At 61.0% G+C, this 23,529-nt stretch carries 27 protein-coding genes; 9 read left to right on the top strand and 18 right to left on the bottom strand.

What is annotated here, in order from left to right; all coding sequences use genetic code 11:
- Positions 1-227: 227 nt before the first annotated feature.
- The 10 genes from HFX_RS19585 to trpC all read right to left on the bottom strand — a co-directional run bounded on the left by HFX_RS19585 (position 228) and on the right by trpC (position 8,701).
- Positions 228-1,007 (bottom strand): hypothetical protein, encoded by a 780-nt coding sequence (locus HFX_RS19585; RefSeq protein ID WP_137685659.1) that lies wholly within the window; start codon positions 1,005-1,007, stop codon positions 228-230.
- A 471-nt stretch (positions 1,008-1,478) separates the two neighbouring features.
- Positions 1,479-2,399, bottom strand: coding sequence for an EamA family transporter (locus HFX_RS03650; RefSeq protein ID WP_004057475.1), 921 nt, complete (start codon positions 2,397-2,399; stop codon positions 1,479-1,481).
- Between the two features lie 6 nt (positions 2,400-2,405).
- Positions 2,406-3,041 (bottom strand): nitroreductase family protein, encoded by a 636-nt coding sequence (locus tag HFX_RS03645; RefSeq protein WP_004057476.1) that lies wholly within the window; start codon positions 3,039-3,041, stop codon positions 2,406-2,408.
- A gap of 231 nt (positions 3,042-3,272) precedes the next feature.
- The gene (locus HFX_RS03640) at positions 3,273-3,908 is read right to left on the bottom strand and encodes a helix-turn-helix domain-containing protein (RefSeq protein WP_004057477.1); all 636 of its coding nucleotides are present in this window, start codon (positions 3,906-3,908) and stop codon (positions 3,273-3,275) included.
- Positions 3,909-4,005: 97 nt separating this feature from the next.
- On the bottom strand, positions 4,006-4,485 hold the full coding sequence (locus HFX_RS03635) for a GNAT family N-acetyltransferase (protein WP_004057478.1): 480 nt from the start codon (positions 4,483-4,485) through the stop codon (positions 4,006-4,008).
- 12 nt (positions 4,486-4,497) lie between these two features.
- Positions 4,498-4,920, bottom strand: a complete 423-nt coding sequence (locus HFX_RS03630) for a methylated-DNA--[protein]-cysteine S-methyltransferase (RefSeq protein WP_004057479.1) — start codon at positions 4,918-4,920, stop codon at positions 4,498-4,500.
- Positions 4,921-5,013: 93 nt separating this feature from the next.
- On the bottom strand, positions 5,014-5,814 hold the full coding sequence (locus HFX_RS03625; protein ID WP_004057480.1) for a 2-amino-3,7-dideoxy-D-threo-hept-6-ulosonate synthase: 801 nt from the start codon (positions 5,812-5,814) through the stop codon (positions 5,014-5,016).
- Positions 5,815-5,838: 24 nt separating this feature from the next.
- Complete coding sequence (gene trpA, locus HFX_RS03620; RefSeq protein ID WP_004057481.1) at positions 5,839-6,672, bottom strand: tryptophan synthase subunit alpha; 834 nt, start codon at positions 6,670-6,672, stop codon at positions 5,839-5,841.
- On the bottom strand, positions 6,672-7,946 hold the full coding sequence (trpB, locus tag HFX_RS03615; RefSeq protein ID WP_004057482.1) for a tryptophan synthase subunit beta: 1,275 nt from the start codon (positions 7,944-7,946) through the stop codon (positions 6,672-6,674). The genes trpA and trpB overlap by 1 nt, the downstream gene beginning before the upstream one ends.
- Positions 7,943-8,701: an indole-3-glycerol phosphate synthase gene (gene trpC, locus HFX_RS03610; protein WP_004057483.1), complete on the bottom strand. Its 759-nt coding sequence runs from the start codon at positions 8,699-8,701 to the stop codon at positions 7,943-7,945. The genes trpB and trpC overlap by 4 nt, the downstream gene beginning before the upstream one ends.
- A 163-nt stretch (positions 8,702-8,864) precedes the next feature.
- On the opposite strand from trpC, the gene HFX_RS03605 reads away from it, so the two are divergent.
- The gene (locus HFX_RS03605; RefSeq protein WP_004057484.1) at positions 8,865-9,320 is read left to right on the top strand and encodes an MGMT family protein; all 456 of its coding nucleotides are present in this window, start codon (positions 8,865-8,867) and stop codon (positions 9,318-9,320) included.
- A gap of 49 nt (positions 9,321-9,369) precedes the next feature.
- Here the strand turns inward: HFX_RS03605 and HFX_RS03600 are convergent, their stop codons facing one another.
- The 3 genes from HFX_RS03600 to lonB form a co-directional block, all read right to left on the bottom strand.
- The gene (locus HFX_RS03600; RefSeq protein WP_004057485.1) at positions 9,370-9,708 is read right to left on the bottom strand and encodes a hypothetical protein; all 339 of its coding nucleotides are present in this window, start codon (positions 9,706-9,708) and stop codon (positions 9,370-9,372) included.
- A gap of 84 nt (positions 9,709-9,792) precedes the next feature.
- The gene (locus tag HFX_RS03595) at positions 9,793-10,884 is read right to left on the bottom strand and encodes a CPBP family intramembrane glutamic endopeptidase (protein WP_004057486.1); all 1,092 of its coding nucleotides are present in this window, start codon (positions 10,882-10,884) and stop codon (positions 9,793-9,795) included.
- Between the two features lie 6 nt (positions 10,885-10,890).
- Positions 10,891-12,978 (bottom strand): ATP-dependent protease LonB, encoded by a 2,088-nt coding sequence (gene lonB / locus HFX_RS03590; RefSeq protein WP_004057487.1) that lies wholly within the window; start codon positions 12,976-12,978, stop codon positions 10,891-10,893.
- 169 nt (positions 12,979-13,147) lie between these two features.
- On the opposite strand from lonB, the gene HFX_RS03585 reads away from it, so the two are divergent.
- Genes HFX_RS03585 through HFX_RS03575 form a run of 3 tightly spaced genes read left to right on the top strand, consistent with a single transcriptional unit; the run spans position 13,148 to position 15,100 of the window.
- Positions 13,148-13,696 (top strand): nicotinamide-nucleotide adenylyltransferase, encoded by a 549-nt coding sequence (locus HFX_RS03585; RefSeq protein WP_049917430.1) that lies wholly within the window; start codon positions 13,148-13,150, stop codon positions 13,694-13,696.
- A 1-nt stretch (position 13,697) separates the two neighbouring features.
- Complete coding sequence (locus tag HFX_RS03580) at positions 13,698-14,480, top strand: SAM hydrolase/SAM-dependent halogenase family protein (protein ID WP_004057489.1); 783 nt, start codon at positions 13,698-13,700, stop codon at positions 14,478-14,480.
- On the top strand, positions 14,480-15,100 hold the full coding sequence (locus HFX_RS03575) for a trimeric intracellular cation channel family protein (protein ID WP_004057490.1): 621 nt from the start codon (positions 14,480-14,482) through the stop codon (positions 15,098-15,100). The genes HFX_RS03580 and HFX_RS03575 overlap by 1 nt, the downstream gene beginning before the upstream one ends.
- 75 nt (positions 15,101-15,175) lie before the next feature.
- On the opposite strand, the gene thsA is transcribed toward HFX_RS03575, so the two are convergent.
- From thsA to HFX_RS03560, 3 genes are all read right to left on the bottom strand, one after another.
- Complete coding sequence (gene thsA, locus HFX_RS03570; protein ID WP_049917431.1) at positions 15,176-16,738, bottom strand: thermosome subunit alpha; 1,563 nt, start codon at positions 16,736-16,738, stop codon at positions 15,176-15,178.
- A 239-nt stretch (positions 16,739-16,977) separates the two neighbouring features.
- Positions 16,978-17,259 (bottom strand): HalOD1 output domain-containing protein, encoded by a 282-nt coding sequence (locus HFX_RS03565; RefSeq protein ID WP_004057492.1) that lies wholly within the window; start codon positions 17,257-17,259, stop codon positions 16,978-16,980.
- Positions 17,260-17,301: 42 nt separating this feature from the next.
- Positions 17,302-17,964 (bottom strand): helix-turn-helix domain-containing protein, encoded by a 663-nt coding sequence (locus HFX_RS03560; RefSeq protein ID WP_004057493.1) that lies wholly within the window; start codon positions 17,962-17,964, stop codon positions 17,302-17,304.
- A 192-nt stretch (positions 17,965-18,156) separates the two neighbouring features.
- Here HFX_RS03560 and HFX_RS03555 point away from each other — a divergent pair, with 192 nt between their 5' ends.
- Entirely contained in the window at positions 18,157-18,981 is an 825-nt protein-coding gene (locus HFX_RS03555; RefSeq protein ID WP_004057494.1) for an amidohydrolase family protein, read from the top strand.
- Between the two features lie 58 nt (positions 18,982-19,039).
- Here HFX_RS03555 and HFX_RS03550 read toward each other — a convergent pair whose 3' ends face one another.
- Both HFX_RS03550 and HFX_RS03545 read right to left on the bottom strand, forming a co-directional pair.
- Positions 19,040-19,942, bottom strand: coding sequence for a glycosyltransferase family 2 protein (locus tag HFX_RS03550; RefSeq protein ID WP_004057495.1), 903 nt, complete (start codon positions 19,940-19,942; stop codon positions 19,040-19,042).
- A 70-nt stretch (positions 19,943-20,012) separates the two neighbouring features.
- Complete coding sequence (locus tag HFX_RS03545; protein ID WP_014732172.1) at positions 20,013-20,771, bottom strand: class I SAM-dependent methyltransferase; 759 nt, start codon at positions 20,769-20,771, stop codon at positions 20,013-20,015.
- A gap of 378 nt (positions 20,772-21,149) precedes the next feature.
- Here HFX_RS03545 and HFX_RS03540 point away from each other — a divergent pair, with 378 nt between their 5' ends.
- From HFX_RS03540 to HFX_RS03525, 4 genes are all read left to right on the top strand, one after another.
- Entirely contained in the window at positions 21,150-21,422 is a 273-nt protein-coding gene (locus HFX_RS03540; protein ID WP_049917432.1) for a winged helix-turn-helix domain-containing protein, read from the top strand.
- Between the two features lie 123 nt (positions 21,423-21,545).
- Positions 21,546-22,334 (top strand): MBL fold metallo-hydrolase, encoded by a 789-nt coding sequence (locus tag HFX_RS03535; RefSeq protein ID WP_004057498.1) that lies wholly within the window; start codon positions 21,546-21,548, stop codon positions 22,332-22,334.
- A 39-nt stretch (positions 22,335-22,373) separates the two neighbouring features.
- Complete coding sequence (locus HFX_RS03530; RefSeq protein WP_004057499.1) at positions 22,374-23,048, top strand: YkgJ family cysteine cluster protein; 675 nt, start codon at positions 22,374-22,376, stop codon at positions 23,046-23,048.
- Between the two features lie 62 nt (positions 23,049-23,110).
- The gene (locus HFX_RS03525; RefSeq protein ID WP_004057500.1) at positions 23,111-23,515 is read left to right on the top strand and encodes a TRAM domain-containing protein; all 405 of its coding nucleotides are present in this window, start codon (positions 23,111-23,113) and stop codon (positions 23,513-23,515) included.
- The last annotated feature ends 14 nt before the right edge of the window (positions 23,516-23,529 follow it).

The raw sequence follows: 23,529 nt of genomic DNA, 5'->3' as shown, positions 1-23,529 counted from the left end.
CACAACTATACCTACGCCAGACACGCCATAAAATAGAGGATCAATTTGGCTTGGGAGGATATATCCGAGGACAAATCCGATGAGAAACAATCCAATGCCAAAAATAAGAAGATAAGTATACCGCTGTACCTCGTTGTCGGATTCATACGATTCCGAATTCATAACCCAACTGTCAATTTGGGACTTGAGGTAAAATAGTTTTGTTGAATATATACCGTCAACTATACCTATATTGGCTGAGCATCTGCTGCACTAATCTTGAGTTCATCACCCGAATTATCTTCGATCCATGTGTCTTGCTCGACCGTTGGCGACACATCTACAGAAAGGGCTCCGTATCCGATTCCAATACCGTCAATATAAGCAGGATAGGGTGAAGAGTTAGCCGTGTACACCATCCAAATCGTCCGGTCTGAGTCAGAAATTGATTCGTCGTAGGGGTTCAGTGTGAGAGTTGCGTAGTTATACGCATTCGGTTGCTCCAGGGTGTCTTCGCCATCATTGTATTTCCACGCATATCCATTTGCGCTACGCGACTCCGTATCTAAGGATGCATAAGTAGACGAACTATATCCATTTTGAGGGACAGACCATGAGTTCTCTTTATATGTCAGACCGATAACGTCTGGGGGAGATAGTGTCTGTGAGGTCCAATGCCAGTTGGCTTGACCGTAGTATTTGTCAGCGTAAGTGTCGTATTGGAGGGAAACGTCCAATTCAACGTTGTCCTTTGGTTGATATCCACTCTCCATTGTAGACACATTTCCGCTTGCCGAACCTGATTGCTCCTTTAGTACGTGTGCGGGTGTGTCGATCTTGGTTGTCTTTCGGCCGAATGTGAATCCATGATTTGCCAGGAACGAATAAAACTGTTCAAGGTCGTTAGTCTTCTCTAACACTCTCAGAGCAGCTTGGTGAACTTTTTCACTTTTCCGAGCATTTCGCTCCTGGCTGGCTGAAACAGTCGGTATTGCAGACAGGGCTGCAATTGATGCGGTGCTTTTCAACAAACTCCGTCGGGGTTGATTTTTTGACTCATTGTATCCTGTTAGGCCAATTACCCAACAACAAAATTACATAAACGGAGCATACATATACCTTTTGTAGTAAGTTCAATAGAAAATATTAAAATAATTTTCATATTAAGGCCAAGTTACACAACCTCATAGGATGGAAGTGTTGCATGTCTTCTGTTCAATCGAAATGTGGGTGAAATAGGACCTGTCTGTTGGTTTGTGTTTTATGTCACTTAGCAAATCTTTCCAAAATTCCTCACTGTGACGAATTCAAAAATCACGAGACAAGAACCTAATCAGATTCAATTGGTATGAAAATAAGACACGCAACAGAACTAAAACTCCGAAACTGTGGGGGTTACACCCTCAGAGAGGGGCGTGAGTTGTCCCATCGGTCCAGCGAGGAAACGAATGGTTAGTCGAGGATGTCAGGAATACCGAACGGGGTCCAGACGGAGACGGTCAACCTCCTTTCGGACTCCCGAGTGTGACAAGTCCCACGCCGAGCGCGATTAGGATGCTACCACCGGCAAGCCCCTGCGGCGGGGCTTCCCCGAGCAGAACCACCGCGACCGGGACACCGACGACGGCCCCCACCGAGCCAAGAAGACTCAGATAGACCGGACCGCCGCGCTTCTGGAGGCTGAAGTAGAGAAGATACATGAGCGAAAACGTCGCCGCCTGAGCGATGACGAGCGCCGTCGGTGCGAGGTGGTCCGTGGGGATAGTGAGCGAAAACGCCTCGGAACCACCGTCCGAGAGTCCTGCAATCGCGCCGACGCCGAGTAGCATAACTCCGGACGTGGCGAGCATACCGGGGGCAAGTTCCTCCGGCGTCGCTCCCGGTGGCCAGCGCACCGTCCGGTAGATGTTCCCACCGGCGAGGAGAATCGGCGCAGTGAGCGTTGCGGCGACCCAGAAGGTGTCGACAGCCGGTTCGGAGAGTTTGAGAGCGGCGAGCAAGGCAGCGCCTCCCAGCGCGAGGACGACACCCGCCGCACGAGTAGTCTGGAACCGCTCCAGCCGAAGCAGGAGCGCGCCGAGATAGGTGAAAAGCGGCGGGAACGCTACCGCGAGCGCGACGAAGGCGGCCCCAACGCGAGGAACGGCGGCGAAAAACAGGAGATTAGGTGCGGCGACACCCACGAGACCGGAGACAACGAAGTACTCTATCGTCCGGGCGTTGAGCGACGGGAGCTGATTTCGGAGCGAACAAACTCCGACGAGGACGACCGCCGCACCGACGACCGACCACGCGAGAAAGGCCAACGGGTCGAGACCGACCGCTCCAGCGAGCTTCGCAAGGTTCGTCGAAACACCGAGGAGTCCGCCCGTCGCGAGTAAGAGGGTGACCGGGGCTGCCCACGTGTTGGTTCGGACCATCGATACTCAGCGCCCTTCACTTTCAGCGAAGTCGAACTCGCCGTCGGTGACGACAGCGGCCAGTTGTTTCCGGTCGCTCGGCTGTTCACGTTCTCTCAGGCCCGTGGGCAGTGTATCTGGTGAACCTCGGACGCCAATTGCCGCCATCGCCTCGACCGCGTAGCCCGGTGGAATCGAGAGAGTCGCTTCCGTCCGCTCGTAGTCGAACCCGCCAATCCCGTGGACGACCAACCCTCGTCTCGATCCCTCAAGAGCCAAGTTCTGCCACGCAGCACCCGAATCGAACGAGTGTGTTCGCGACGGCGTACCGTTGTGGTCGAACGTCGTTTTCGAAAGTATCACGGCGAACACGGCGGCGCGTTTCGCCCAGACTCGATTGCCTTCAGAGAGAAGACCGAGATAGGTATCCCAGTGATTGCTCTCCCGAGTCGCATACAGGAAGCGCCACGGTTGGTCGTTAAACGCCGACGGTGCCCACCGGGCCGCCTCGAAAAGCGGCATAAATTCGTCTTCGGAGAGGGATTCGCCAGTCATCGCTCGAGGAGACCATCGATTCACGAACACCGGCGCGATATCGTAGCTCGGAGTACGGTACTCACTGATATCGGTTCGAAATTCGGCTTGCGGATTGGATTCAACCACAGCAGTACTAATCGAGATGTGAGGGAGAATCTGCGTGGAAACTATATTCTGTTTTTAAATACTCCATCCCGTATGATTCTCGGGCGATATTCCACACACGAACCAGTATGGTTGTATTTGACCGTACGCTAAGCCGCAATTGCCTCGTGTCGCCAACGCGGAACTCTATTGGGAGATATAACCCACGATACGGGTACGAGGACGAGTGATTCCGTCGTCTCTCGACCCGAGCTACGGCGCTGCATCGATGACGTACGCTTTTGCCAGTCGGCTCTCGGCTCGGTGACGCAATCGGCTCGCCGCCGACAAGTTGATGTCCAGCACCTCGGCCAATTCGTCGAGTGTACACCGTCGCGGAGTGTCGTAGAATCCCCGTTCGACCGCTTCGGTCACGAACTCCCACTGGCGACTCGTAAGCAGTTCGTTCGAATCGAACGTCTGAGACACCGAAGCGATCTCGTACGGAACTTCAGCCGCGACCAACTCACGCAGATACGCGGACAACTGCTCGTGTGAGGCAGTTACGCCGTTTCTGTACCAGCCGTCTCGAAGTGAGACTGGCTGTTGCGGGATAATTTCGGCGGCGACGAGCGCGGAGTACGTCACCGAAGTCGGAACGACGAACTGCAGGAGTACCCGTTCGTCGTCCGCGTGAAGGACCTCGAAGGAGCGTACTGCGGGAGTCTCCGAGAGGTGCTCGACGAGTTCGTCCGCATCGACCGTCGTCACTTCGACGATATCGAATAGAAAATCACCGTCGGGAAGGGCTGACAGGACGCGGAACACAGCGTCTGGGAACGCGGTCGAGATGTCGGCCAAGGTATCTGTTACCGGACCGCCGTCGACCCGCAATTGTACGCGAGGCATGGTGCTGTAGATTCGAGCCAGCGGTATAAACACAAAAATGAGGTCGGTTCGCTCGGTCGTTACGAAGAAAAGTGCGTTTTCGAACGGTACTCGTCCGTCAGAGCGACTTCTCCATCACGACCACCGAAAGCGGTACTCGACGCCCCTCGTACTGCTTCTCGATTGTTTCGTCCCCAATCCGCTGATAACCCATCCGTTCGTAGAACGCGACTGCATTACGCGATGCCCAGAGTTCGAGATACGCTACGCCCTCTTCACGGGCACGTCCTTCTAGATGAGTGAGGATAGCCGAACCGACGCCCTGACGGCCATAGTCCGGATGCACGTACACCGCCCGGGTTTCTTGGGCTTTCGGAATCAGATGTCCGTAGCCGACGATATTGTCATTCTTCTCCGCGACCACGAGGTGGTGAGCTTCATCGTCGAGCGGATACTGCTCGACACCGCCGTCTTTCTCGGCCCACGCCGCAACCTGCGTTTCGTCGTATGCCGTCGGGCCAAAAGCGCGGATAGATTCGACGTGGAGAGCCAAAATATGGGGTGCGTCGTCCGGTGTAGCGGGGCGAACGTGAACCATACGTTCCCGAATCTACGAGCGATACGCGGATAGTACCAACTGCTCTGTCTCTTCGTCGCGCTCGTGGGCGAGTAGCGCTCGCTTCAGGTCAGTTCCACCCGCAGCCGAAAAGCCGCCGAGCGAGTCCGAACCGACGACACGGTGACACGGGACAACCAGCGGTACTGGGTTTCGCCCGCAGGCCTGTCCGATGGCGACAGGGTGGCTTCCCACCACCTCTGCAATCTGCCCGTAGGTTCGAGTCTCGCCGTATGGGATGTCGAGCATCGCCCGCATCACATCCCCAGTGAACGAGTCGGGAATGTGAACGTCGGCGTCGAACGACCTGCGCGCACCCTGTTCGTACTCGGAAAGCTGGTCGCAGAGGTCGTCTGCCGAAGTGTCGACCAGTCGCTCGTCGAGTTCCACATCGAACCCCCACATCGTGACGTGCATCGACTACCTTTCGCACTCGGCGACTATCTATCTATGGCGTCCGCTCTGTAAGCAGAGAGGAGAGAAACAGTCGTCGCGGAAATAGAGAGCGCGTTACGCTTCGAGACCGAGCCCGGCGCGTTCGAGCGCGGTGTCGACGTCGGCGTCGTCGTGGATGACAGCACTCACGGCGCGGGTGATAGCTTCGGGGTCGTCGTGCTGGAAGATAGACCGGCCCATCGAGACACCGGCGGCACCGGCGTCCATCGTCCCGCGGACCATCTCGACCGTCTCGCGGTCGGTGCCGCGACTGCCGCCAGCGATGACGACGGGCAGGCGCGTGGCCTCGACGACGCGGCTGAACGTATCCGCATCGCCGGTGTAGGCCGTCTTCACCACGTCGGCACCGACTTCCTCGGCGAGTCGGACGGCGTGTGCGAGTGCTTCCGGGTCCTGTTCGTCGATTCCGGGGCCGCGCGCGTAGGACATCGCGAGAACGGGGACGCCGAAGTCGGCGGCGCGAGAACAGAGATTTGCGAGTTGCGTCATCTGGTCGGGTTCGTAGTCCGACCCGACGTTGATGTGGAACGAGACGGCGTCGGCACCGACGCGAAGCGCGTCTTCGACGGTGCCGGTGAGCCGTTTGTCGTTTTCGTCCGGGCCGATTACCGTCGAGCCATTTACGTGGACGATGTAGCCTTTGCCGTTTTTATTCGGGTGGACGCGAGGTGCTGTCCCCTTGTGTGTGAGGACGGCGTCCGCGCCACCACGTGTGATGCCGTCGATTGTCGATTCGATGTCCACGAGGCCTTTGACCGGGCCGAGCGTGATTCCGTGGTCCATCGGGACGACGAGGTATCGTCCGTCTGTGGAGATGCGTTCGAGTCGTGCAGAGATGCCAACGTCAGTGTTCATGTATGAGAAAGGGTGACAGAGCAGTTATGTGCGTTCCGAATGCGGTGGGCGTTGCGAAGCACCCGAGAGTGCGCCTTCTTTAAGTTCGCGGGCGAGCGTTTCGAGGCGGTCAGCGACCGTTCCCGGGTCGTCACCGTCCTCATGGCCCGCGGCCACGATATCGACGAGCGCGCTCCCGACGATAATACCGTCAGCACCGCTTCGGACGATTCGTTCGGCGTGGTCACCGCTACTGATTCCGAACCCGACTGCCTTGGGCACGTCGTATTCGCTCAGGCGGGCGAGCGACGAATCAGTCTGGTCGGAGACGCTCGTCTGCGCGCCGGTCGTGCCGAGTCGCGCCTGGACGTAGACGTACCCAGAGACCTGCTGCATGATGCGTTCGAGACGCTCGCCGCGGGTCGTCGGCGCGACGATGAACACGAGGTCGAGACCGAACTCGTCGCACGCCTCGCGGAGCGGGTCGGACTCTTCGGCGGGCAGGTCGGGAACGACGAATCCCTCGATGCCGACGTCGGCCGCCTTCTCGACGAACGGGCGCGGGCCGGAGTTATCACCGTAGCGGTAGATGAGGTTGTAGTAGGTCATACAGACGAGCGGCACCGACACGTCGAGGTCTTCGACGAACTCGAAGAATCGCGTCGGCGTCATGCCGCTTTCGAGCGAGCGAACGACCGCGTTCTGGATGGTCGGCCCCTCCGCGACGGGTTCGGAGAAGGGCAAGCCGAGTTCGATAATATCCGCGCCGCCGCGTTCGAGCGCCTCCACGTATTCGAGGGAGGACTCGTAATCCGGGTCGCCGGCGGCGAGATACGGAATGAACGCCGGGCCGTCGGCGAAGGCGTCTTCGAGCGACATTACAGTCCCCCCGTGAACTCGTCCATGTTCGGCGCGATATCGATGTCGCGCTCGTAGGTCTCCTCGATGGCCGATTCGAGGTCCTTGTCGCCGCGGCCGGAGACGTTGACGACGACGAACTCGCCGAGGTCGTCGGCCTCTTCGTCGCTGTCTGCGGGAGCATCGGGACCTGCGACCTGTTCGAGGTAACCGAAGGCGTGGGCCGTCTCCAACGCGGGAATGATGCCCTCCAACTGGGAGAGACGGTGGAATGCGGTCAGGGCTTCATCGTCGTCGACGTTGACGGCGGTGACGCGACCGGTATCGACGAGGTGTGCGAGTTCCGGGCCGACACCGGCATAGTCGAGACCCGACGAGACCGAATGCGACTCCATAATCTGGCCGTCGCGGTCCTGCAAGAGGAGGGTTCGAGCGCCGTGGAGGATTCCTTCGCTGCCGGTCGTGAGCGAGGCCGAATTAGGGGCGACACCCGCTTCTTCGTCGACTTCGAGCGTCGAACCGCCGGCTTCGACGGCGTAGAGGCTGGTTTCATCATCCTCCACGAACTCGGCGAACGCGCCCATCGTGTTCGACCCGCCGCCAGCGCACGCGATGACGGCGTCGGGGAGTCGTCCCATCTGCTCGTGGGCTTGCGTCCGCGCTTCCTCGGAGATGACCGCCTGGAAGTCCCGAACCATGCTCGGGAAGGGGTGCGGGCCGACCACGGAGCCGATGACGTAGTGCGTGTCTTCGACGTTGGTCGCCCAGTCGCGCATCGTCTCGGAGATGGCCTCCTTGAGCGTGCCGCGACCGACGGTAACCGGGTTGACTTCCGAGCCGTTGAGTTTCATCCGGAAGACGTTGGGTCGCTGTCGGTTGATGTCGCGTTTGCCCATGTAGATTTCGCAGGGGATGTCGAGGTGCGCGCAAGCCATCGCCGTGGCAGTACCATGCTGGCCCGCGCCCGTCTCCGCGATGATTCGTTCCTTGCCCATGTACTTCGCGAGCAAGACCTGCCCGAGGGCGTTGTTGAGTTTGTGTGCGCCGCCGTGGACGAGGTCTTCTCGCTTGAGGTAGACCTCGCGGCCGTACCGCTTCGAGAGACGGCCGGCGCGCTGGAGAGGCGTCGGTCGTCCGCCGAAGTCCCGCAATCGTGCGCGGAAGTCGTCCATGAAGCCGTCTTCGTTGTTCAGGACGTACCGCTCGTACGCATCGTTCAGTTCCTCGATGGCCGGCATCAAGGCCTCGGGAACGTACTGTCCGCCGTAGTCGCCGAATTTGCCGTCTACACTCATTGTGTTGTTAGATTTTCAGTATTCTGTCGCACGTCGCCGTCCATGATGGCGGTCCCGACGAGGAGGGCGTCGGCACCGGCCTCGCGCATCCGCCGAACGTCATCGGTCGTCTTCACGCCACTCTCCGCGACGAGAAGCACGTCGTCGGGAGCTTCAGGTGCGAGTTCCTCGAACGTTCCGAGGTCGACTTCAAGCTTCCCGAGGTCACGATTGTTGACGCCGATAATATCTGCGCCTGCCGCGAGCGCCGCGGTGAGTTCTTCACGCGTGTGCACCTCGACGAGCGGTTGGAACCCGCGGTTGCGGGCCGCCGCAACGAGGTCTGGGAGGTCTTCACCAACGAACCGCGCGATAAGGAGAATAAGGTCCGACTCGACCGCGTCGAGTTGCTCCTCGCGCAAGATGAAATCCTTCCGTAGTACGGGCACGTCGACAGCCTCGCGGATACGTCGAAGCGACTCCGTTGACCCGCCGAAGTGTTCAGGTTCGGTGAGCACCGACAACGCTGTCGCGCCGCCGCCGACCATCTCGCGGGCCAGTTCGACTGGGTCGTCGTCTCGGACACCGTCCGTTGTCGGACTCGTGGGCTTCACTTCGGCGATGACCGGAACCCGACCGGCATCCGCTGTCGCGGCCACGGCGTCCGGAAACGGCCGCGAGTCGACCGAAAGACGTGTGTCGCCGCCCGGTCGCTCCCGTGCGGCATCCAGAATGGCGCGCACTTCGGGTGCTAATCCGCCTCCACTAGCGTTCATTACTGTACACTGACGGACTCATTTGTACATAAGGTTTGCGTCGGCGGGGACACTCACCGTCTCTCGCGTACGCGCGAGTGGCAGAATGCTGAGCGTGCGATTGATGAGAAGAACGGCAGTCGCCGCCGGAAGGGTCAAGCGTCCGGCGAGGGGACGCGAACATATGGATATCTCCGGAATCTACGCACGTGAATCGTCGACGCTCGGCCGACCCGCTCAGATTGGCGTGGCTGGCGGAAAAGTCATCAGCGTCTCGTTTCCGGACTCACTCCCGGCAGACACCGAGTCGGAGCACAACTATCTCGACACAGTCCTCGATGCCATCGACGGCGCGGAAGTCGACTTGAGCGCCGTTCCGATTGGGCTGACCGTCTCTACCGACCAGCGCAGCGTGTTGGAGGCGCTTCGTAACGTCCCGCGTGGGGATACTGTCGACGTCTCACTACTCGTCCGTATGGCGGGGTTAGACCCAGAGGACGACGACTCAGAGCGTATCGTTCGGGACGCGCTCGCCTCGAACCCGGTGCCAGTCGTCGTCCCCGACCACCGGGTGAGAGATGGACCGAGTGCCGCCCCAGACGAAGTTGTCGAGGCGCTCCGTCGGTCAGAAGGACTCTAAGAACGTTAGAACGGACCTAACTAAGGACGATTCAGAACGGTCTAGAACGTCAGAACGGCATCGCGTCGGTCTGCCGCCGGAGTGAGAGGTAGCCGAACAGTCCGGCGAGAAGAAACAGCGTACTCGCCAGTTGGACCGACTGCATCCCGGTCACTATCTCGGCAAATTGGGCGAGTCCAGCGATAATGAATCCGCCGCCGGCGACGTATCGTAACTGACTGTCGACCGGAATACGGAGTGTAACGACACCGAGAAGAATCGCTGTGACACCGAAAGCGGCATCAGCTGCGAGTTGGAGCGTCGGGTTTCCCGTGACGAGAGATGCGACGACGAGCGCGATATAACCAATCAACCCCGCTTGCGTCAGTCGCTTCGTGTCGATGTCCATACTGGCTACGCGGGACGCGGGCACTTGAACACATCCCCACGTCGGGAACCCAACGTCAGCGACGGAGTTGCCTGTAGTCGGCCGTCACCAGTCAAACACTTCGTGGCCCACGAACTCCAGCGCGTTCACGAGGTAGTGAGCGACGATAACGACGAGCAGACTCCCGGTGAGGACGAACGCCGCCGCGAGCACGAATCCGAGCAGTCCGGTCACGATGATTCCGAGTCGACCCTGTGCGCCGTGGCCGAGGCCGAACGTCACCGACGAGAGGGATGCCATGAGCCACGGCGACACGTCGAATCCGGCCGCAACGGCACCGATGAGCGCCCCTCGAAACAGAAATTCTTCGAATCCCGCGATGAGTGGGAGGGCAACGGCGAACAACAGCACCCAACCCACCAACGACCGGGGAGTCAACGACTCCCGGAGTTCCTCGTCAGGGACGAGGCCGAACTGCTTGCTGACGGATGAACCCACTCGGTTCACCACGTAGAGGGTGACACCGAGTGCGACGCCGAGACCGATTTTCGTCGGGACGTCGGCGAGCGAGAGTCCGAGCGCGCCGGGCGGAATCTCGGCGTACCACGCGCCGAGACCGAGGAAGCCGCCCAGAAGCGCCTGCGAGATGGCGACGTTGGCGAGGAGGAGATGCGGCGGGTAGTCCGTCGGCGTCGACGCGAACTCTGATATCGCCGACCCAGAGACGGGTGGTTCGCTGGGCGAGGCGAGGTCATGTGCGTCTGTTGCGGTTGCTGTCTCCGCTGCAACTGGTGTTTCTGCCGTATCGCCCGTCCTCTCTGTGTCTGGTATCTCCGCCGTCTCTGTCGTCCCTGCCGTCTCTGTCGTCTCTGTCGTCCCTGCCGTCTCTGTCGTCTCTGTCGTCTCCGCTGTATCTGCCGTCTCCGCCCTGTTTACTGCGTCTGTTGTCGCGTGAGCGTCAGCAGCGGCCTGCAAACTAGCGTCGGTCTGAATGTCGGCGGTAACCCGTGACCTCTCGTCTCCCTCGCTCGGAGACGGAGCAGGTTCGTCGGGTGCTGTCGCTCGGGCGTCGGAGTCGTCGAAAGAAGTCGAATCGGCACCGTCTCCGTGGGGAATCCCCCGTGAGAGATGTGCGAGAGAAAGCAGGACGGCGAGCACGAAGCCGGTGATACCAGCGAACGCCGCCCAATCAGTCATTCCGCGTTACTGCGGGCTGGGGCTGGACGGCCCGACGCCCTTGCTCTTGTTGAGGGCAGAGCCGGTGATGCTCTTGAGCCGGTCGACGAGTGAGTCCTTCTCGGGTTCGCCTTCGAGCGCGACGTCGAGAACCTCGCTGATGTGCGAGACGGGGATGATATCGACCATCTCCTTGTACTCGTCTTCGATCATCACGTCCTGCTCGTTAGCGGCAGGGATGATGACCGTCTCACAGCCAGCCTTCGCGGCGGCTTCGATCTTGTGCGTGACACCGCCGACGGGGAGTACGTCACCGCGCACCGACAGCGAACCGGTCATGGCGACCGACTGGTCGATGGGGATGTCCTCCAGCGCGGAGATGACGGCGGTCGCGACCGTGATGGACGCGGAGTCGCCGTCGACACCTTGCTGGCCGGTCTGGACGAACTGCACGTGCACGTCCATCTCCGAGAGGTCCTGGTTGGAGAACTTCTTGATGATGGCCGAGACGTTCTGGACGGACTCTTCGGCCATCTCCTTGAGCTGCCCGGTGGCGATAACCTGGCCGGGACCCTGCGAGGGCGTGACTTCGGCCATCACGGGGAGCATGATACCGGAGTCCTCGCCCATGACGGCGAGACCGTTGACGCGGCCGGTGACGAAGCCGTCGTTGACCGAGAGTTCGTAGTCCTTGCGGCGCTGGATGTACTGGTCCGCGATCTGCTGCTCGATGGAGCGCGCACGGCGCTTGGCCTGCAGCACGTGGTCGCGGGTCGTGAGTTCCGCGTTCTCGCCGCGGGCGATGTCGCCTGCGACGCGAACGAGTCCACCGAGGTCACGGAATTCGAGGGTGAGGTGACCTTTGCGGCCAGCACGGCGGCGGGCTTCGAGGATGATTTCCTCGACCGCTTGTTCGGTGAACGCGGGCAGTCGGCCGTCGTTGCTGACCTCCTGTGCCACGAAACGCGCGTACTTGCGGCGCATCTCGGGGGTGTCCTCGATGGTGTCGTCCATGTAGACCTCGTACCCGTAGCCCTTGATACGAGAGCGGAGTGCGGGGTGCATGTTCTCCATCGCGTCGAGGTTCCCGGCGGCAATCATGATGAAGTCCGTCGGGACGGGGTCGGTCTGGACCATCGCGCCCGAAGAGCGCTCGGACTGACCCGTAATGCCGAACTCGCCTTCCTGAATGGCCGTCATCAAGTGCTGTTGGCTGCGCACGTCGAGAGTGTTAATCTCGTCGACGAACAAGACGCCCTTGTTCGCCTTGTGGATGGCACCCGGCTCGACGCGGTCGTGACTCGGCGTTTCCATGCCACCGGACTGGAACGGGTCGTGGCGAACGTCGCCGAGGAGTGCACCTGCGTGGGCACCCGTGGCGTCCTGGAAGGGCGCTGCCTTCTGGTCGGCGTTGTTCACGATGAGGTTCGGAATCATCGCGTCGCTTCCGCGAGAGCCGTAGCGGAATGCGAGGTAGATGATACCTGCCGCGAGAATGCCGAGGAGAACCTGCGGAGGGGACGCGATGATGAGCGAGTAGCCCAACACGACCGCGATGATAATCCACATGAGGAACGAGCGCATCTGGTTGCGCTTGCGCGCCTCTTCTTTGTGTGCCTCGACAATCTGGTCACCCTTCCCTGCAGGGACTGTGCGGACCTTGGGTTGGTTACCGTCGTCGGGATTGTGGTAGACGAGAACGTCTTGAAGCTCCTCGCGCGGAAGCAGTTCGGACATCGCTTTCGCGAGCATCGACTTCCCCGTCCCGGGGGAGCCAATCATCATGACGTGACGGCGCTGTTTGGCCGCCTTCATGATAACGTCGCGAGCGTGCTCCTGTCCGATTACTTGGTCGACGAGCCGATCTGGGACGGAAATCTCGTCGGTCGTCTCGATTTGGAGACCACCGAGGAGGTCATCTTCGTCCACGTTGTCGGCCACGTCGGCCTCAATCTCGACGTCGCTCCCGAGGTCGTCGATAGTCTTCTTGTCGACCTCTTCGGCCTCCTCGTGCTGGAAGTCCTGCCCGCTACCGATACCCTCGTCAGAGGGCATCTCGTCGGGGGAGTCCTCCCGCTCGTGGAGGCTGTCGTCGGTGTTCGTATCGTTACTCATAGAACTGTCGTCGCTACTTCTAACGTAGGCCCTGCAACTAATATACTTTCTCCCCATTTGCATACGGCGCACCTTGCCGAATAATCGCGTTTCGACCGCCCTACCACCAGAATACCAGAATCCAACTAACTCGGCGTATTTATAAGTAATCCGGACTAACGCCCGACCAATGCGGGGGTTCTATATCGGCCGTTTCCAGCCCTATCACAACGGTCACCACCAGATGGTCGAAGAGATTGCCTCCGAGGTCGACGAACTCGTCCTCGGTATCGGGTCCGCCGGCGACTCGCACTCGCCACGAAATCCATTCACTGCGGGCGAACGAATCATGATGGTCGACAAGGCCGTCTCGAATTTCGATATCACGACCTACGCGGTCCCTATCGAAGACCTCGACCGGAACTCGGTGTGGGTCAGCCACGTACAGTCGATGTCGCCGACGTTCGACGTGGCGTATTCGAACAACCCGCTCGTCATCCAACTGTTCAAAGAGGCGGGCGTCGAGGTTCGGCAGTCGCCGATGTTCAATCGCGAGGTATTCGAAGGAACCGAGGTCCGCCAGCGCATGATCGAAGACCGCGACTGGGAGTCGCTCGTCCCCGACGAAGTATCCGACGTGGTTCGGGAAATCGGCGGTATCGAGCGCCTCCAGCGCGTCGCCGCCTCGGACCGGTCGGAGTGCGTGGCAGACAACGACGACGACGCGAACCCCTGTTGAGATGATTACGCTCGCGTCCGACTTCGGGATGGCGTACCCTGCGGCGATGAAGGGCGTCATCCTCTCACGGACTGACGCCCGCCTCGTCGACGTGGCTCATGACCTCCCCCGGCAGGACGTTCGCGCCGCGGCATTCTGGCTCCGCGAGACGCTTCCGTACTTCCCACCCGCGGTCCACCTCGTCGTCGTCGACCCCGGCGTCGGCACCGACCGGCGAGCCATCGCACTCCGGGTCGGCGAGCACGTCCTCGTCGGCCCCGACAACGGTGTGCTTCGACCACCAGCGCGTCGTATTATCGAGAAATCAGACGAGGATGCACGTATCGAAGCCTACGAGATTCGAGTCTCTGACCCCGATTCGACGACGTTCCACGGACGAGACGTGTTTGCCCCCGCAGCGGCGGACGCACACAAGACGGGTGCTTCGAATCTCGATTCTATCGACCGGTTTGCGCCAGTCGCTACCGACTCGCTCACCGACCTTCGATTCCCCACGCCCGACGTCGCGAGGGACGGAACCGAAGCGACTGGCGAAGTGCTCGTCGTCGACGACTTCGGCAACTGCATCACGAACGTCCCCGGCGATTTCGTCCGCGGCAGCGAACGTATCGCGGTCGACGGCGAGTCCGTCCCTATCGGTCACACCTTCGAGGCCGTCCCGCGCGGTGACAGACTCGTCACCGTCGGGAGTCACGGCAACGTCGAGTGCGACGTGAACCACGGCCGCGGCGACGAGGCGTTTGGTCTCGCGCCCGGAGACACCGTCAGACTCCAATTCGACTGATGGTCGCAGCAGACATCGACCCCTTTGCGGTCATGAACGTCGTGGGGTTACTCGCGTTTGCCGTCGCCGGGGCGCTCAAAGCCGCAGACGCCGGTCTCGACGTATTCGGCGTGTCGGTCCTCGGTATCGTCACGGCGCTCGGCGGCGGGACGACCCGCGATATCCTCGTCGACAAACTACCCGCCTCGCTCGCGGCGATGTGGGACATGAGCGTCGCGGTCGTCGGCGTCGGACTCGCCATCGTCCTCATTCGCTCGATGGGCGGCCGCGTTCGCGACCACCCGGCGTTCTTAACATCGGACGCAATCGGCCTCTCGGCGTTCGCGGCGACCGGCGCGCTCGTCGGCGTCGACGCCGGTGTCACACCGTTCGGTATCGTCATCCTCGCGACCATCACGGCCGTCGGCGGCGGCTCTATCGCCGATATTCTCATCGGTCGCGTTCCGGTCGTCCTCCGCGACGACTTTTATGCGACACCCGCGGTCGTCGGCGGCCTCGCGTTCCTCGTCGCCCGCGGGCTCGGCGCGCCGACCGGAATTCCCTCTGGGTTGTGCGCCGCGCTCGTGTTCACGGTTCGAATGCTCGCGCTCAAATACGAGTGGCGACTGCCGCAGGTGTGAAAAAGCAACACGAAGTGGCCCGGCGGCGTGGGTGAGACCACCGGAAGTCGATTCGCCTTCGAGCGTCGGGGGCGCTTACTCGGCGGCGATAACGTCGTCGATGCGGACAATCATCGTCGCTGCCTCGGTCGCAGATTCGATGGCCTCGCGCTTGACGGCCGCGGGGTCGATGACGCCGTGTTCGACGGGGTCGCCGATTTTACCCGAGCGGCCGGTCGAGATGATACCGGCGATACCCTCCTTTTCGTAGTGAGAGCGCAGGTCGACGAGCGCGTCGATGGGGTCCATCCCGGTGTTTTCGGCGAGCGTGCGCGGGAGGGCTTCGACCGAGTCGGCGTACGCCTCGACGGCGAGTTGCTTGCGACCTTCGATACCGGCTGCTTCGGAGCGAATACGGTCGGCGATGGCGATTTCGGTCGCGCCAGCACCGGGGACGACGCCGCCCTTGTCAATCGCAGCGGCGACGACATCGACGGCGTCCTCGATGGCTCGTTCGAGTTCGTTGATGACGTGTTCGGTGCCGCCACGGAGGAACAGCGTCACGGACTTGGCCGCCGCCCCGCCCTCGACGAAGGCGAGTTCGTCGTCGCCGAACGCGCGGATGTTGACGGCGTCGACGTGGCCGAGGTCCGAGTCCTCGATGTCGGTGAGCGAGCCGAGACGCTTTGCACCGGTTGCGCGGGCGAGTGCGCGAGCGTCGGAGTTCTTCACGCTCTTGAATGCGAGAATTCCTGCGTCGGCGAGGAAGCCCGCGACGCGGTCGTTGATAGACTTCGTACAGAACACGACATCGACACCGGCGTCCGTGAGCGCCTCCGCGTAGCCGCGGAGTTCCTCGTCCTCGGCGTCGATAGCCGCGGTTAGCTGGTCGACAGAGTTGATGCTGTACTCGGTGTCGGCCTCGCCTTCGCGGACGTCGAGTTTCATGTCGAGGACGGCGACAGTCGCGTCTTCGACCGACCGGGGCATGTTCTCGTTGATGGGTTCCTTGTCGAGGACGACGCCTTCGACGAGTTCGGTCGCGGACGACGATGCGCCCGTGCGGGTGAGGACGCGAACGTCCTCGTGGTGGAACGTGCCGTCTCCGTCCTCGTGGGCCATCTGGACCGCCTTGACGACGTGTTTCGCGAGCACGTCGGCAGTCACGTCACCGGTCCCTTTGCCGGTCATGGAGGATTCGGCGACCTTCCGAAGGAGGTCGTCGTCGAGGTCCGCTTCGAGGACCATGTCGTCGATTGCGGTCTGCGCAATGTGAGCGGCCTCGGTGTACCCTTCGACGATGACGGTTGGGTGGAGGTCGTCGTCGAGGAGGTTTTCGGCGTGGGCGAGGAGTTCACCAGTCAGAACGGCTGCGGTGGTTGTCCCGTCACCGACTTCCTCTTCTTGCGTCTCGGCGACTTCGACAATCATCTGCGCGGCGGGATGCTCGATGTCCATCTCTTCGAGGATGGTCGCACCGTCGTTCGTGATGACGACCTCTCCCGAGGAGTCGACGAGCATCTTATCCATTCCGCGCGGACCAAGTGTGGTCCGTACGGCTTCAGCGACAGCCTTCCCGGCACGGATGTTGGAGTCCTGTGCGGACCGTCCGTGGGTTCGCTCTGTTCCCTCTGCGAGGATGTACATCGGTTGCTGCATTCGTGAAGACATGTTGATACCTCAAGCGATACCAACGATTGCAGTTCTATAAATAGATTTCGGCGGCAGTGGAACACCAAATCACACGATAGAGCGACAGTTAGACGGAATATCGGCGGAAACAGTACATATTGACGGTCCAACAGGATTGGGCTGGAATTCGGATGAACGCCGTGGCTGTTCGCAAGAGCGTATCGACTCACGTGGGTGTCGTCGGACCCACGATTCAGGAGTGCTCGCTACTCGTCTACGTGGTCAACGGTGAGTGTGCCGTCACCGAACAACGAGACGAGATAGCCAGCGTAGTGAAATGTGAGATTACGAGACGGGTCGGCGGAAGAGCCGAAAAGTAAGTCGAGTGCCTCTGGGTCCACGCCAACTTCTGCCAGCGGTGGGAGGTCGAGCGGACTGTGTTCAGTGGCTGTCGCAATAGCCGAGGTGACCGCGACAGCGACCTCTTCGTATCGGTTGACAGAGGTGGTTACCACGGACCCAGCACCGTTGTCGAGCGGGTCGTCCATACTGTCCGAAACGGAGGTGTACTACCTATGGATGCGGGTTGATTATGTAATCCGTTCATCGTAGGACGACTCGTTACGAATTCGCTCTGCGAGCGTCCGGTAGGCCCTGCGTAACCGGGCCGCTACCGCCTGCCGTGAGATATCGAGTTCGTCACCGAGTTCGTCCAGTGACGTTCGTCGATGTTCGTCGAAGTACCCTCGTTCGAGTGCGAGAAGCAGTGCTTCCAGTTGGTGACTGGTCAGTCCGTCACTCGCAGGTTCCTCATCGGCCGCGAGCGGCGTGATTCGGTCGACCTCAGTTTCGAGACCGCGTTCGGTCCAGTCGCGCCGAAGGGCGGTCAACATACCGTGAGAAGGAATGCGAAATCGGAGCCACCACGAGTCCGTGGCTGACAGACATTCGAGGAGCACGATGGGTCGTTCCGCCAAGCTGGCAAAGACCGGATTCCGGTCGAAATTCCACTCGACGCTGTAAAGTGCGCCATCAGGGACAGTCTCGACGAGTCTGAGACTGTCGATATCTGGAGCGGAGTCAGCCGCAGTTCCGAACGTACGGGCGTCCGGGCCTCGAACCCAGATGAACGGAGACGTGTCCGCAGACGTGGGTATCGACGGCTCCAGTTCGAGTTCGAAGTCGTGCTGTTCGACCAGCCGACCAAGAGGGAGTTCAGACAGCGGGGTGACGACCTCTACGATGAGGCACACGCACTTATGTTCGCAAGGATAGGACAAAAGGCTGCGTCTTAGGGTCCTGCCAGATTCTTTTGAAGAAATGACTGTCAGGCCCACATATCTGTCCAAAATTGTTATTTGACAGACAATAATTGGATAAAATTTGTCTCAGAGCGGCGAACGATTCTACAACCTATTTGGCGGATACCACTGAGTGACACCACGATGCTGGAGTTGGAACACGGATTCAGGGTTGTCGACGTAAACGCTCGCCTCGACCCCGACGAGCAATCGGTCGCGACGCGCGGGAGAGACATCACCCCGGAGCGATTGGAGCGCGAACTACATCAGGCAGGTGTCGTTCGTGCCGTTGTCTCACCGGGCGCACAGCCGGTCGAACAGAGCTACTTACGGCCGAACAACGCGGTTGCACGGATGAGCGTCGACCGCCCGTTTCTCGCATTCGCACGCATCAACGGGCCACGGGACCCGAGCGGGCGTGCGTCCGCTCGACTTCGGAACCTGACAACATCGCGAGGGGAGCACCACGCCGACCCGGATGATATCGAACAGTACGCCTACGACGACCGCTTCCACGGGTTCCGTCTCGCACCGTCGGTCGACGGTCTCCCCGACGAAGAGACGCTCGAAATGTTGGAGGATGTCGGCCTTCCCGTGTTCGTCCACTGCGGCCAAGTGTTCGAACCGAGCGCCGTCGCCGAGGCACTCCTTGGTCGGTTCCCGGTCATTCTCTCGAGTTTCGGTGGCTTCCCGCTCGACCAGAGCCTGATGCACGAAGCCATCGACCTGCTCGACGGCCACGACGACCTCTATCTCGACACGAGTTTCGTCCGCTACCGGAGCGTCCTCGAACGGGCGCTTCTCGAACATCCCGACCGCGTCCTATTCGGCAGCGGTGCGCCGGAAACGCACCCGAACGTGGGTGTCATGGAGATTCTGACGCTCGACGTATCGGAAGATGCGCTGGCGAAGGCGTTCTCGAAGAACGCAACCCGCGTTATCTCGGCACTCGCGCCGGGAGAACTGTAGTCGGGGCACTCACGAGCTTACATCTACCCGATACCGGTTTGATAGCTTTCGTCCGCGCCTAGCGCCAGTCGTACCGGGCAACTGCGCGGTCTGCCCGCTTGGAACAGCCGTGCGGGTTTCGCGTCCGCGACCGGTCACGAGCACGGGCGACCATTCCGTCGGAGGCACCCGTTGCAATACCGATACCAACGTCGCGGCCGGTTCCAGCCCAGCCAGAGGGCGTCACGTCGCCTTTGACGACGCCGAGTGCAGCATCAATTCCATCAGAAATAGCGTGTTTCGCCGTCCGTTTGACCGTCCCCGGCCTGATACCGTAGTTTTTCACGAGTCGATAGGTCAAGGCTCGATACTTCCAGCCCCAGTCGTGCTCCGAGATGCCACCATCGGCTTCGAACTCGCGTCGGACACACATCTCCGGTGCCCAAGCCACGCTTCGGCCGAAGCCGGCGAGTCGATGCGCCGCGTCGCGGGCACCGCCTGTTTCGAGGTACTCGTCAAATCCGTCGAGTGAGTCGAGCACCTCACGGCGGAAGGCAACGTTACCACCGTTGAAGTAGGTGACTTCGCGACCGACAATCGTGTTCTCTTCGAGCGATTCGGTCGTCATCCCGTTTCGGAGCGTCTGGTGCATCGGCCCTGTGACGACATCCGCCGACTCGATTCCGTCTTCGAGCGCCGACAGCCACGGTGGCTCGACCGAGAGGTCGTATCTGAGAAGGGCCACCACGTCGCCGGTTGCAACTTCGATACCGGCGTTTCGAGCGACGTTGAGGTTTCGGTCGGAGAGTTCGATGAGAACGTCGACATCGTCGCGTTCTCGTACCATCCCGGTTGTGCCGTCGGCCGACGGACCGTTGACGACGACGATTTCGGCGTCGGGGGCGTGCTCTGCTAGCGCATCAAGGCTAGCGGCGAGCTGGTCCCGACCGTTGAGAGTCGGGAGCACGACCGAGAGGTCCATACGGGACACTTGCGATGGACGTACTTAAATGTGAATCGAGAATCGTGGTAAAATCACCCGTGTCACGGCGTCACTCGGCGTCGCTCGCTCGAGTCGCCGCGCGGGATGAATCGTCTGCATCGGCGGTGACGCGCGCATTCCAGTACGACACTGAAGCGAGGTCGTCACCGAACGACGTCTCGCCGACCGTGAGGTCGAGCGAGCGGAAGGGTTGTGCGATGCCGTTCGGAACCTTCCGGTAGAATCCGAACGGGATGACGAAGTCGTGTTTCGCATCCGCGAGTTCGAGTCCCGCGTCGTTGAGGAGACGACCGACACCGTCGTTCGAATAGAGACGAGAGCCCATCGGGAGCAGCCAGTTGTAGGCGACCCGGAGGCTCTTGTCGTTGAACGTGTCGAAAAACACCTGTTCTTTCGAGACACGCGCCATTTCGGCTAAGAACTTCGCCGGGGTGTCCGCGAGGTGGAAAAAGCGCATGGCGAACACCGCGTCGAAGTGATTGTCGGGGAAGGGAAGCCGCGCCGCGTCGCCGCGAAGGAACTCGATACGGTCGGCAACGCCTGCTGCGCGGGCCTTCTCCCGCCCCTGTACCATCATCGCCCGCGAAATATCCAGTCCGACGACGCTCGCCCCCTCTTGAGCGAGCATCACGGTGAATCGACCAGTTCCACAGGCGATTTCGAGGATATTCTTGTCCTCGACGGGACCGAGAGCCGCGAGGACTGCCTCTTTTTCTCGCCGGTCGATGAGCCGACCGCCCTTGGAGAACCGCTTCGAGTCGTACTCCTGGGCGACCTCGTCGGCCTGGTACCACTCCTTTCCTTTCACGCTACGCATACTCGCAGGGGGGACGGTAAAACGGTACTGGATACGCTGTGCGGGAAGGGGATACGCTTTCCACGCCCGAGAACGTACCATGGTATATGCCAACGTGCCATCATTGTGGTTCGGAATACGAGGCGAGTGAGTTGACGCGCCACGTCGTCGAAGACTGGCTCATCGTTCACTGTCCCGACTGTCACGCGCCGATGGGACGCTATCAGTCCAGTCAACCTGCCGTCGATACGCTGCGACAATCAGAGTGATAGCCGCGCCGTGTGCCGATTATCGTGACACGAGAGCATATTTATATGTGTATAAGGTCTCTGGATTGTTTTGTCACACTTGAAGCTAACCCTTAACACAGAGAAACCACCTGTCATGGGTATGAGCACCACTACTGCAGAGCCAGATACTGAAGACTTGCTCTCGGAAGCCGAGTTCCGGGACCGTCTCCGCGAACTACCCCCGAGCGCAAAGCTCGTCGCAAAAGTCCTCGAGAGCGATGCGCCGCTCTCGCAGGGTCAACTCGCGGAAGAGTCGCTACTGCCGGACCGCACCGTCCGCTACGCGCTCAACCGTCTCGAAGAGTCCGACCTCATCGGCTCGCGTTACTCCTTCAAGGACGCGCGCAAGCAGGTCTACTTCCTCAACACGTGAACGCGGACGACTACCTCGACACGTAAGCGCGGACGACCACCAACGCCCGCGGGGGCGCACCCCGCAGACCAAGCCACCATTTCTCCCGAACCCGATAAACCAGCGGCGAGCGTAGCCGACGGCATGCACATCACGTGCGTCTCGGTACCCGTCTCGACCCGCGCGCCGACCGGCGCGACGAACGCCTATCTCGTATCCGACGAGAGTCGGCAGTCCGACGGACTCCTCGTCGACCCCGCCACTCGAACCCCTGAACTCGACTCGCTGGTCGAATCCGGCGTGACGCACATCGCCGTCACGCACACCCACCCTGACCACGTGGGCGCTGTCGCCGACTACGCCCACGAGACCGGCGCGACCGTCTGGTGCCGTCGCGGCTACGAACGTCTCTTCGCCGAAGCGACCGGCGTCTCCCCGGACAGAACCTTCGTCGAGGGGACGACCATCCCCGTCGGCGCGGGCGTCGAAGTCCTCGATACGCCGGGCCACGCCCGCGACCACGTGGGCTTCGTCGTCGGTGACGACTGCCTCTGTGGAGACCTCGCGGTCGCCGAGGGGAGCGTCGTCGTCGGTGCACCGGAAGGCGACGTGCGGGCGTACCTCGTCGCGCTCAGGCGGCTCCACGCCCGGAACCCGGGCAGGCTGCTGCCCGGTCATGGTCCCGAAGTCGAAGATTCGCGCACGACACTCGCCCGACTCGTCGCGCACCGAAACAGCCGCGAGGAGAAGGTTCTCGACGCGATACGGGCGGGCAACGAGACACCCAACGCCGTGACCGACGCCGCGTACGACAAGGACATTACCAGTGTGCGCGACCTCGCTCGTGCGACGGTCGTCGCCCACATCGAAAAACTCGCCGCCGAGCGTCGCGTCCGGTGGGACCCGGTCGAGGGGCGAGTTACCCCCGCGTAGAACCGCGCCGCTCTTGCGTCTCGCGCCCGCACCACGGGTATGAACCTCGAAGCCGAACTCGCCCGCGCCCGTGACCTCGACGTGTCGGAGTTGGCCGACGCCATCGAGTCCATCGGCTTCGAATGCACACGCTGCGGTGCCTGCTGTAAGGGGTACGAGACCGACGACGGCCCCGAGCCACATACGGCGACCGTCTTCCCCGACGAGGTTCGAGGCCTGCAGGAAGGGGCCGACGAGAACTACGACTGGCGCGACGTGGCCAGACCGATGCCGTACGGACTCACCGATGGCGACGACGGTCTCGAAGGCGAGACGTTCGAGTGGGCGCTCCAGACGAGTGCCTGCGGCGACTGCCGATTCTACGAAGAGGACGAAACCGGACAGGGGGCCTGTCAGGTCCACGACAACCGGCCGCTTATCTGCGAGACGTATCCCTTCAGCGTCGACCTCGGCGGCACGAGCCAACCCATGGGTGAAGCCGTCGATGAAGAAGGAATCGTCCGGGCACACGAGTGCGAGGGACTCGGTCGAGACATCTCCCGGGAAGACGCGGAGGAGCTGGCGCGAGCGCTCAAAGAGCGGGCGGTTCGCGAGTTAGAAGAAGCACGCGCCGTCGCCGACGCCTACGAACCGGTCGAAACGGATGCGGGAGAGGTCGTCGTCCACGACTCAGAAGGGGCGAAACACCCCGACGGAACGTCGATTCCGGAGTGAAATCTCACGGACGGCGGTACATCTTTAACACTCCGGACTGACCACATATTGGAGGTCTTACGGTGGAAATCTCAGATAAACTCCTGTGTCTGTTCAATGCTGACGTTCGCACCGAGGACGACCGATACGTCGTCGAAATCCCTCGTCGCGAAGTCGAGGCCGGTGCTATCGAAGCCGATGAAACGTATCGCGTCGCACTCATCTCTCGCGAGACGCACGAGACCGTAGAGTCCGAATCGAACGGCGGTGCTACCCCATCCGCCGAACCACAGCCCCCGGTCGAACCCGGAGAGCTTCGCTACGTCGAAATCGAGGACATCGGCAAGCAAGGGGACGGCATCGCCCGCGTCGAACGCGGCTACGTCATTATCGTCCCCGAGACCGACGTCGGTGAGCGCGTCAAAGTCGAAATTACCGAAGTCAAGTCCAACTTCGCCGTCGGCGAAGTCGTCGAAGACGACTTCTAACGCGACGCTTCTTT

The sequence above is a fragment of the Haloferax mediterranei ATCC 33500 genome (genome assembly GCF_000306765.2).
Classification (GTDB): domain Archaea; phylum Halobacteriota; class Halobacteria; order Halobacteriales; family Haloferacaceae; genus Haloferax; species Haloferax mediterranei.
Note: the sequence above shows the minus strand (reverse complement) of the source record. Positions and strands in the feature narration are given on the sequence as shown.

What these genes read in the sequence shown, in the direction of transcription:
- HFX_RS03650 (WP_004057475.1), bottom strand. Translation starts at nt 2,399, where the DNA reads ATGGTCCGAACCAACACGTGGGCAGCCCCGGTCACCCTCTTACTCGCG.
- HFX_RS03640 (WP_004057477.1), bottom strand. Translation starts at nt 3,908, where the DNA reads ATGCCTCGCGTACAATTGCGGGTCGACGGCGGTCCGGTAACAGATACC.
- HFX_RS03635 (WP_004057478.1), bottom strand. Translation starts at nt 4,485, where the DNA reads ATGGTTCACGTTCGCCCCGCTACACCGGACGACGCACCCCATATTTTG.
- HFX_RS03630 (WP_004057479.1), bottom strand. Translation starts at nt 4,920, where the DNA reads ATGCACGTCACGATGTGGGGGTTCGATGTGGAACTCGACGAGCGACTG.
- HFX_RS03625 (WP_004057480.1), bottom strand. Translation starts at nt 5,814, where the DNA reads ATGAACACTGACGTTGGCATCTCTGCACGACTCGAACGCATCTCCACA.
- trpA (WP_004057481.1), bottom strand. Translation starts at nt 6,672, where the DNA reads ATGTCGCTCGAAGACGCCTTCGCCGACGGCCCGGCGTTCATTCCGTAT.
- trpB (WP_004057482.1), bottom strand. Translation starts at nt 7,946, where the DNA reads ATGAGTGTAGACGGCAAATTCGGCGACTACGGCGGACAGTACGTTCCC.
- trpC (WP_004057483.1), bottom strand. Translation starts at nt 8,701, where the DNA reads ATGAACGCTAGTGGAGGCGGATTAGCACCCGAAGTGCGCGCCATTCTG.
- HFX_RS03605 (WP_004057484.1), top strand. Translation starts at nt 8,865, where the DNA reads ATGGATATCTCCGGAATCTACGCACGTGAATCGTCGACGCTCGGCCGA.
- HFX_RS03600 (WP_004057485.1), bottom strand. Translation starts at nt 9,708, where the DNA reads ATGGACATCGACACGAAGCGACTGACGCAAGCGGGGTTGATTGGTTAT.
- HFX_RS03595 (WP_004057486.1), bottom strand. Translation starts at nt 10,884, where the DNA reads ATGACTGATTGGGCGGCGTTCGCTGGTATCACCGGCTTCGTGCTCGCC.
- lonB (WP_004057487.1), bottom strand. Translation starts at nt 12,978, where the DNA reads ATGAGTAACGATACGAACACCGACGACAGCCTCCACGAGCGGGAGGAC.
- HFX_RS03585 (WP_049917430.1), top strand. Translation starts at nt 13,148, where the DNA reads ATGCGGGGGTTCTATATCGGCCGTTTCCAGCCCTATCACAACGGTCAC.
- HFX_RS03580 (WP_004057489.1), top strand. Translation starts at nt 13,698, where the DNA reads ATGATTACGCTCGCGTCCGACTTCGGGATGGCGTACCCTGCGGCGATG.
- HFX_RS03575 (WP_004057490.1), top strand. Translation starts at nt 14,480, where the DNA reads ATGGTCGCAGCAGACATCGACCCCTTTGCGGTCATGAACGTCGTGGGG.
- thsA (WP_049917431.1), bottom strand. Translation starts at nt 16,738, where the DNA reads ATGCAGCAACCGATGTACATCCTCGCAGAGGGAACAGAGCGAACCCAC.
- HFX_RS03565 (WP_004057492.1), bottom strand. Translation starts at nt 17,259, where the DNA reads ATGGACGACCCGCTCGACAACGGTGCTGGGTCCGTGGTAACCACCTCT.
- HFX_RS03555 (WP_004057494.1), top strand. Translation starts at nt 18,157, where the DNA reads ATGCTGGAGTTGGAACACGGATTCAGGGTTGTCGACGTAAACGCTCGC.
- HFX_RS03550 (WP_004057495.1), bottom strand. Translation starts at nt 19,942, where the DNA reads ATGGACCTCTCGGTCGTGCTCCCGACTCTCAACGGTCGGGACCAGCTC.
- HFX_RS03540 (WP_049917432.1), top strand. Translation starts at nt 21,150, where the DNA reads ATGAGCACCACTACTGCAGAGCCAGATACTGAAGACTTGCTCTCGGAA.
- HFX_RS03535 (WP_004057498.1), top strand. Translation starts at nt 21,546, where the DNA reads ATGCACATCACGTGCGTCTCGGTACCCGTCTCGACCCGCGCGCCGACC.
- HFX_RS03530 (WP_004057499.1), top strand. Translation starts at nt 22,374, where the DNA reads ATGAACCTCGAAGCCGAACTCGCCCGCGCCCGTGACCTCGACGTGTCG.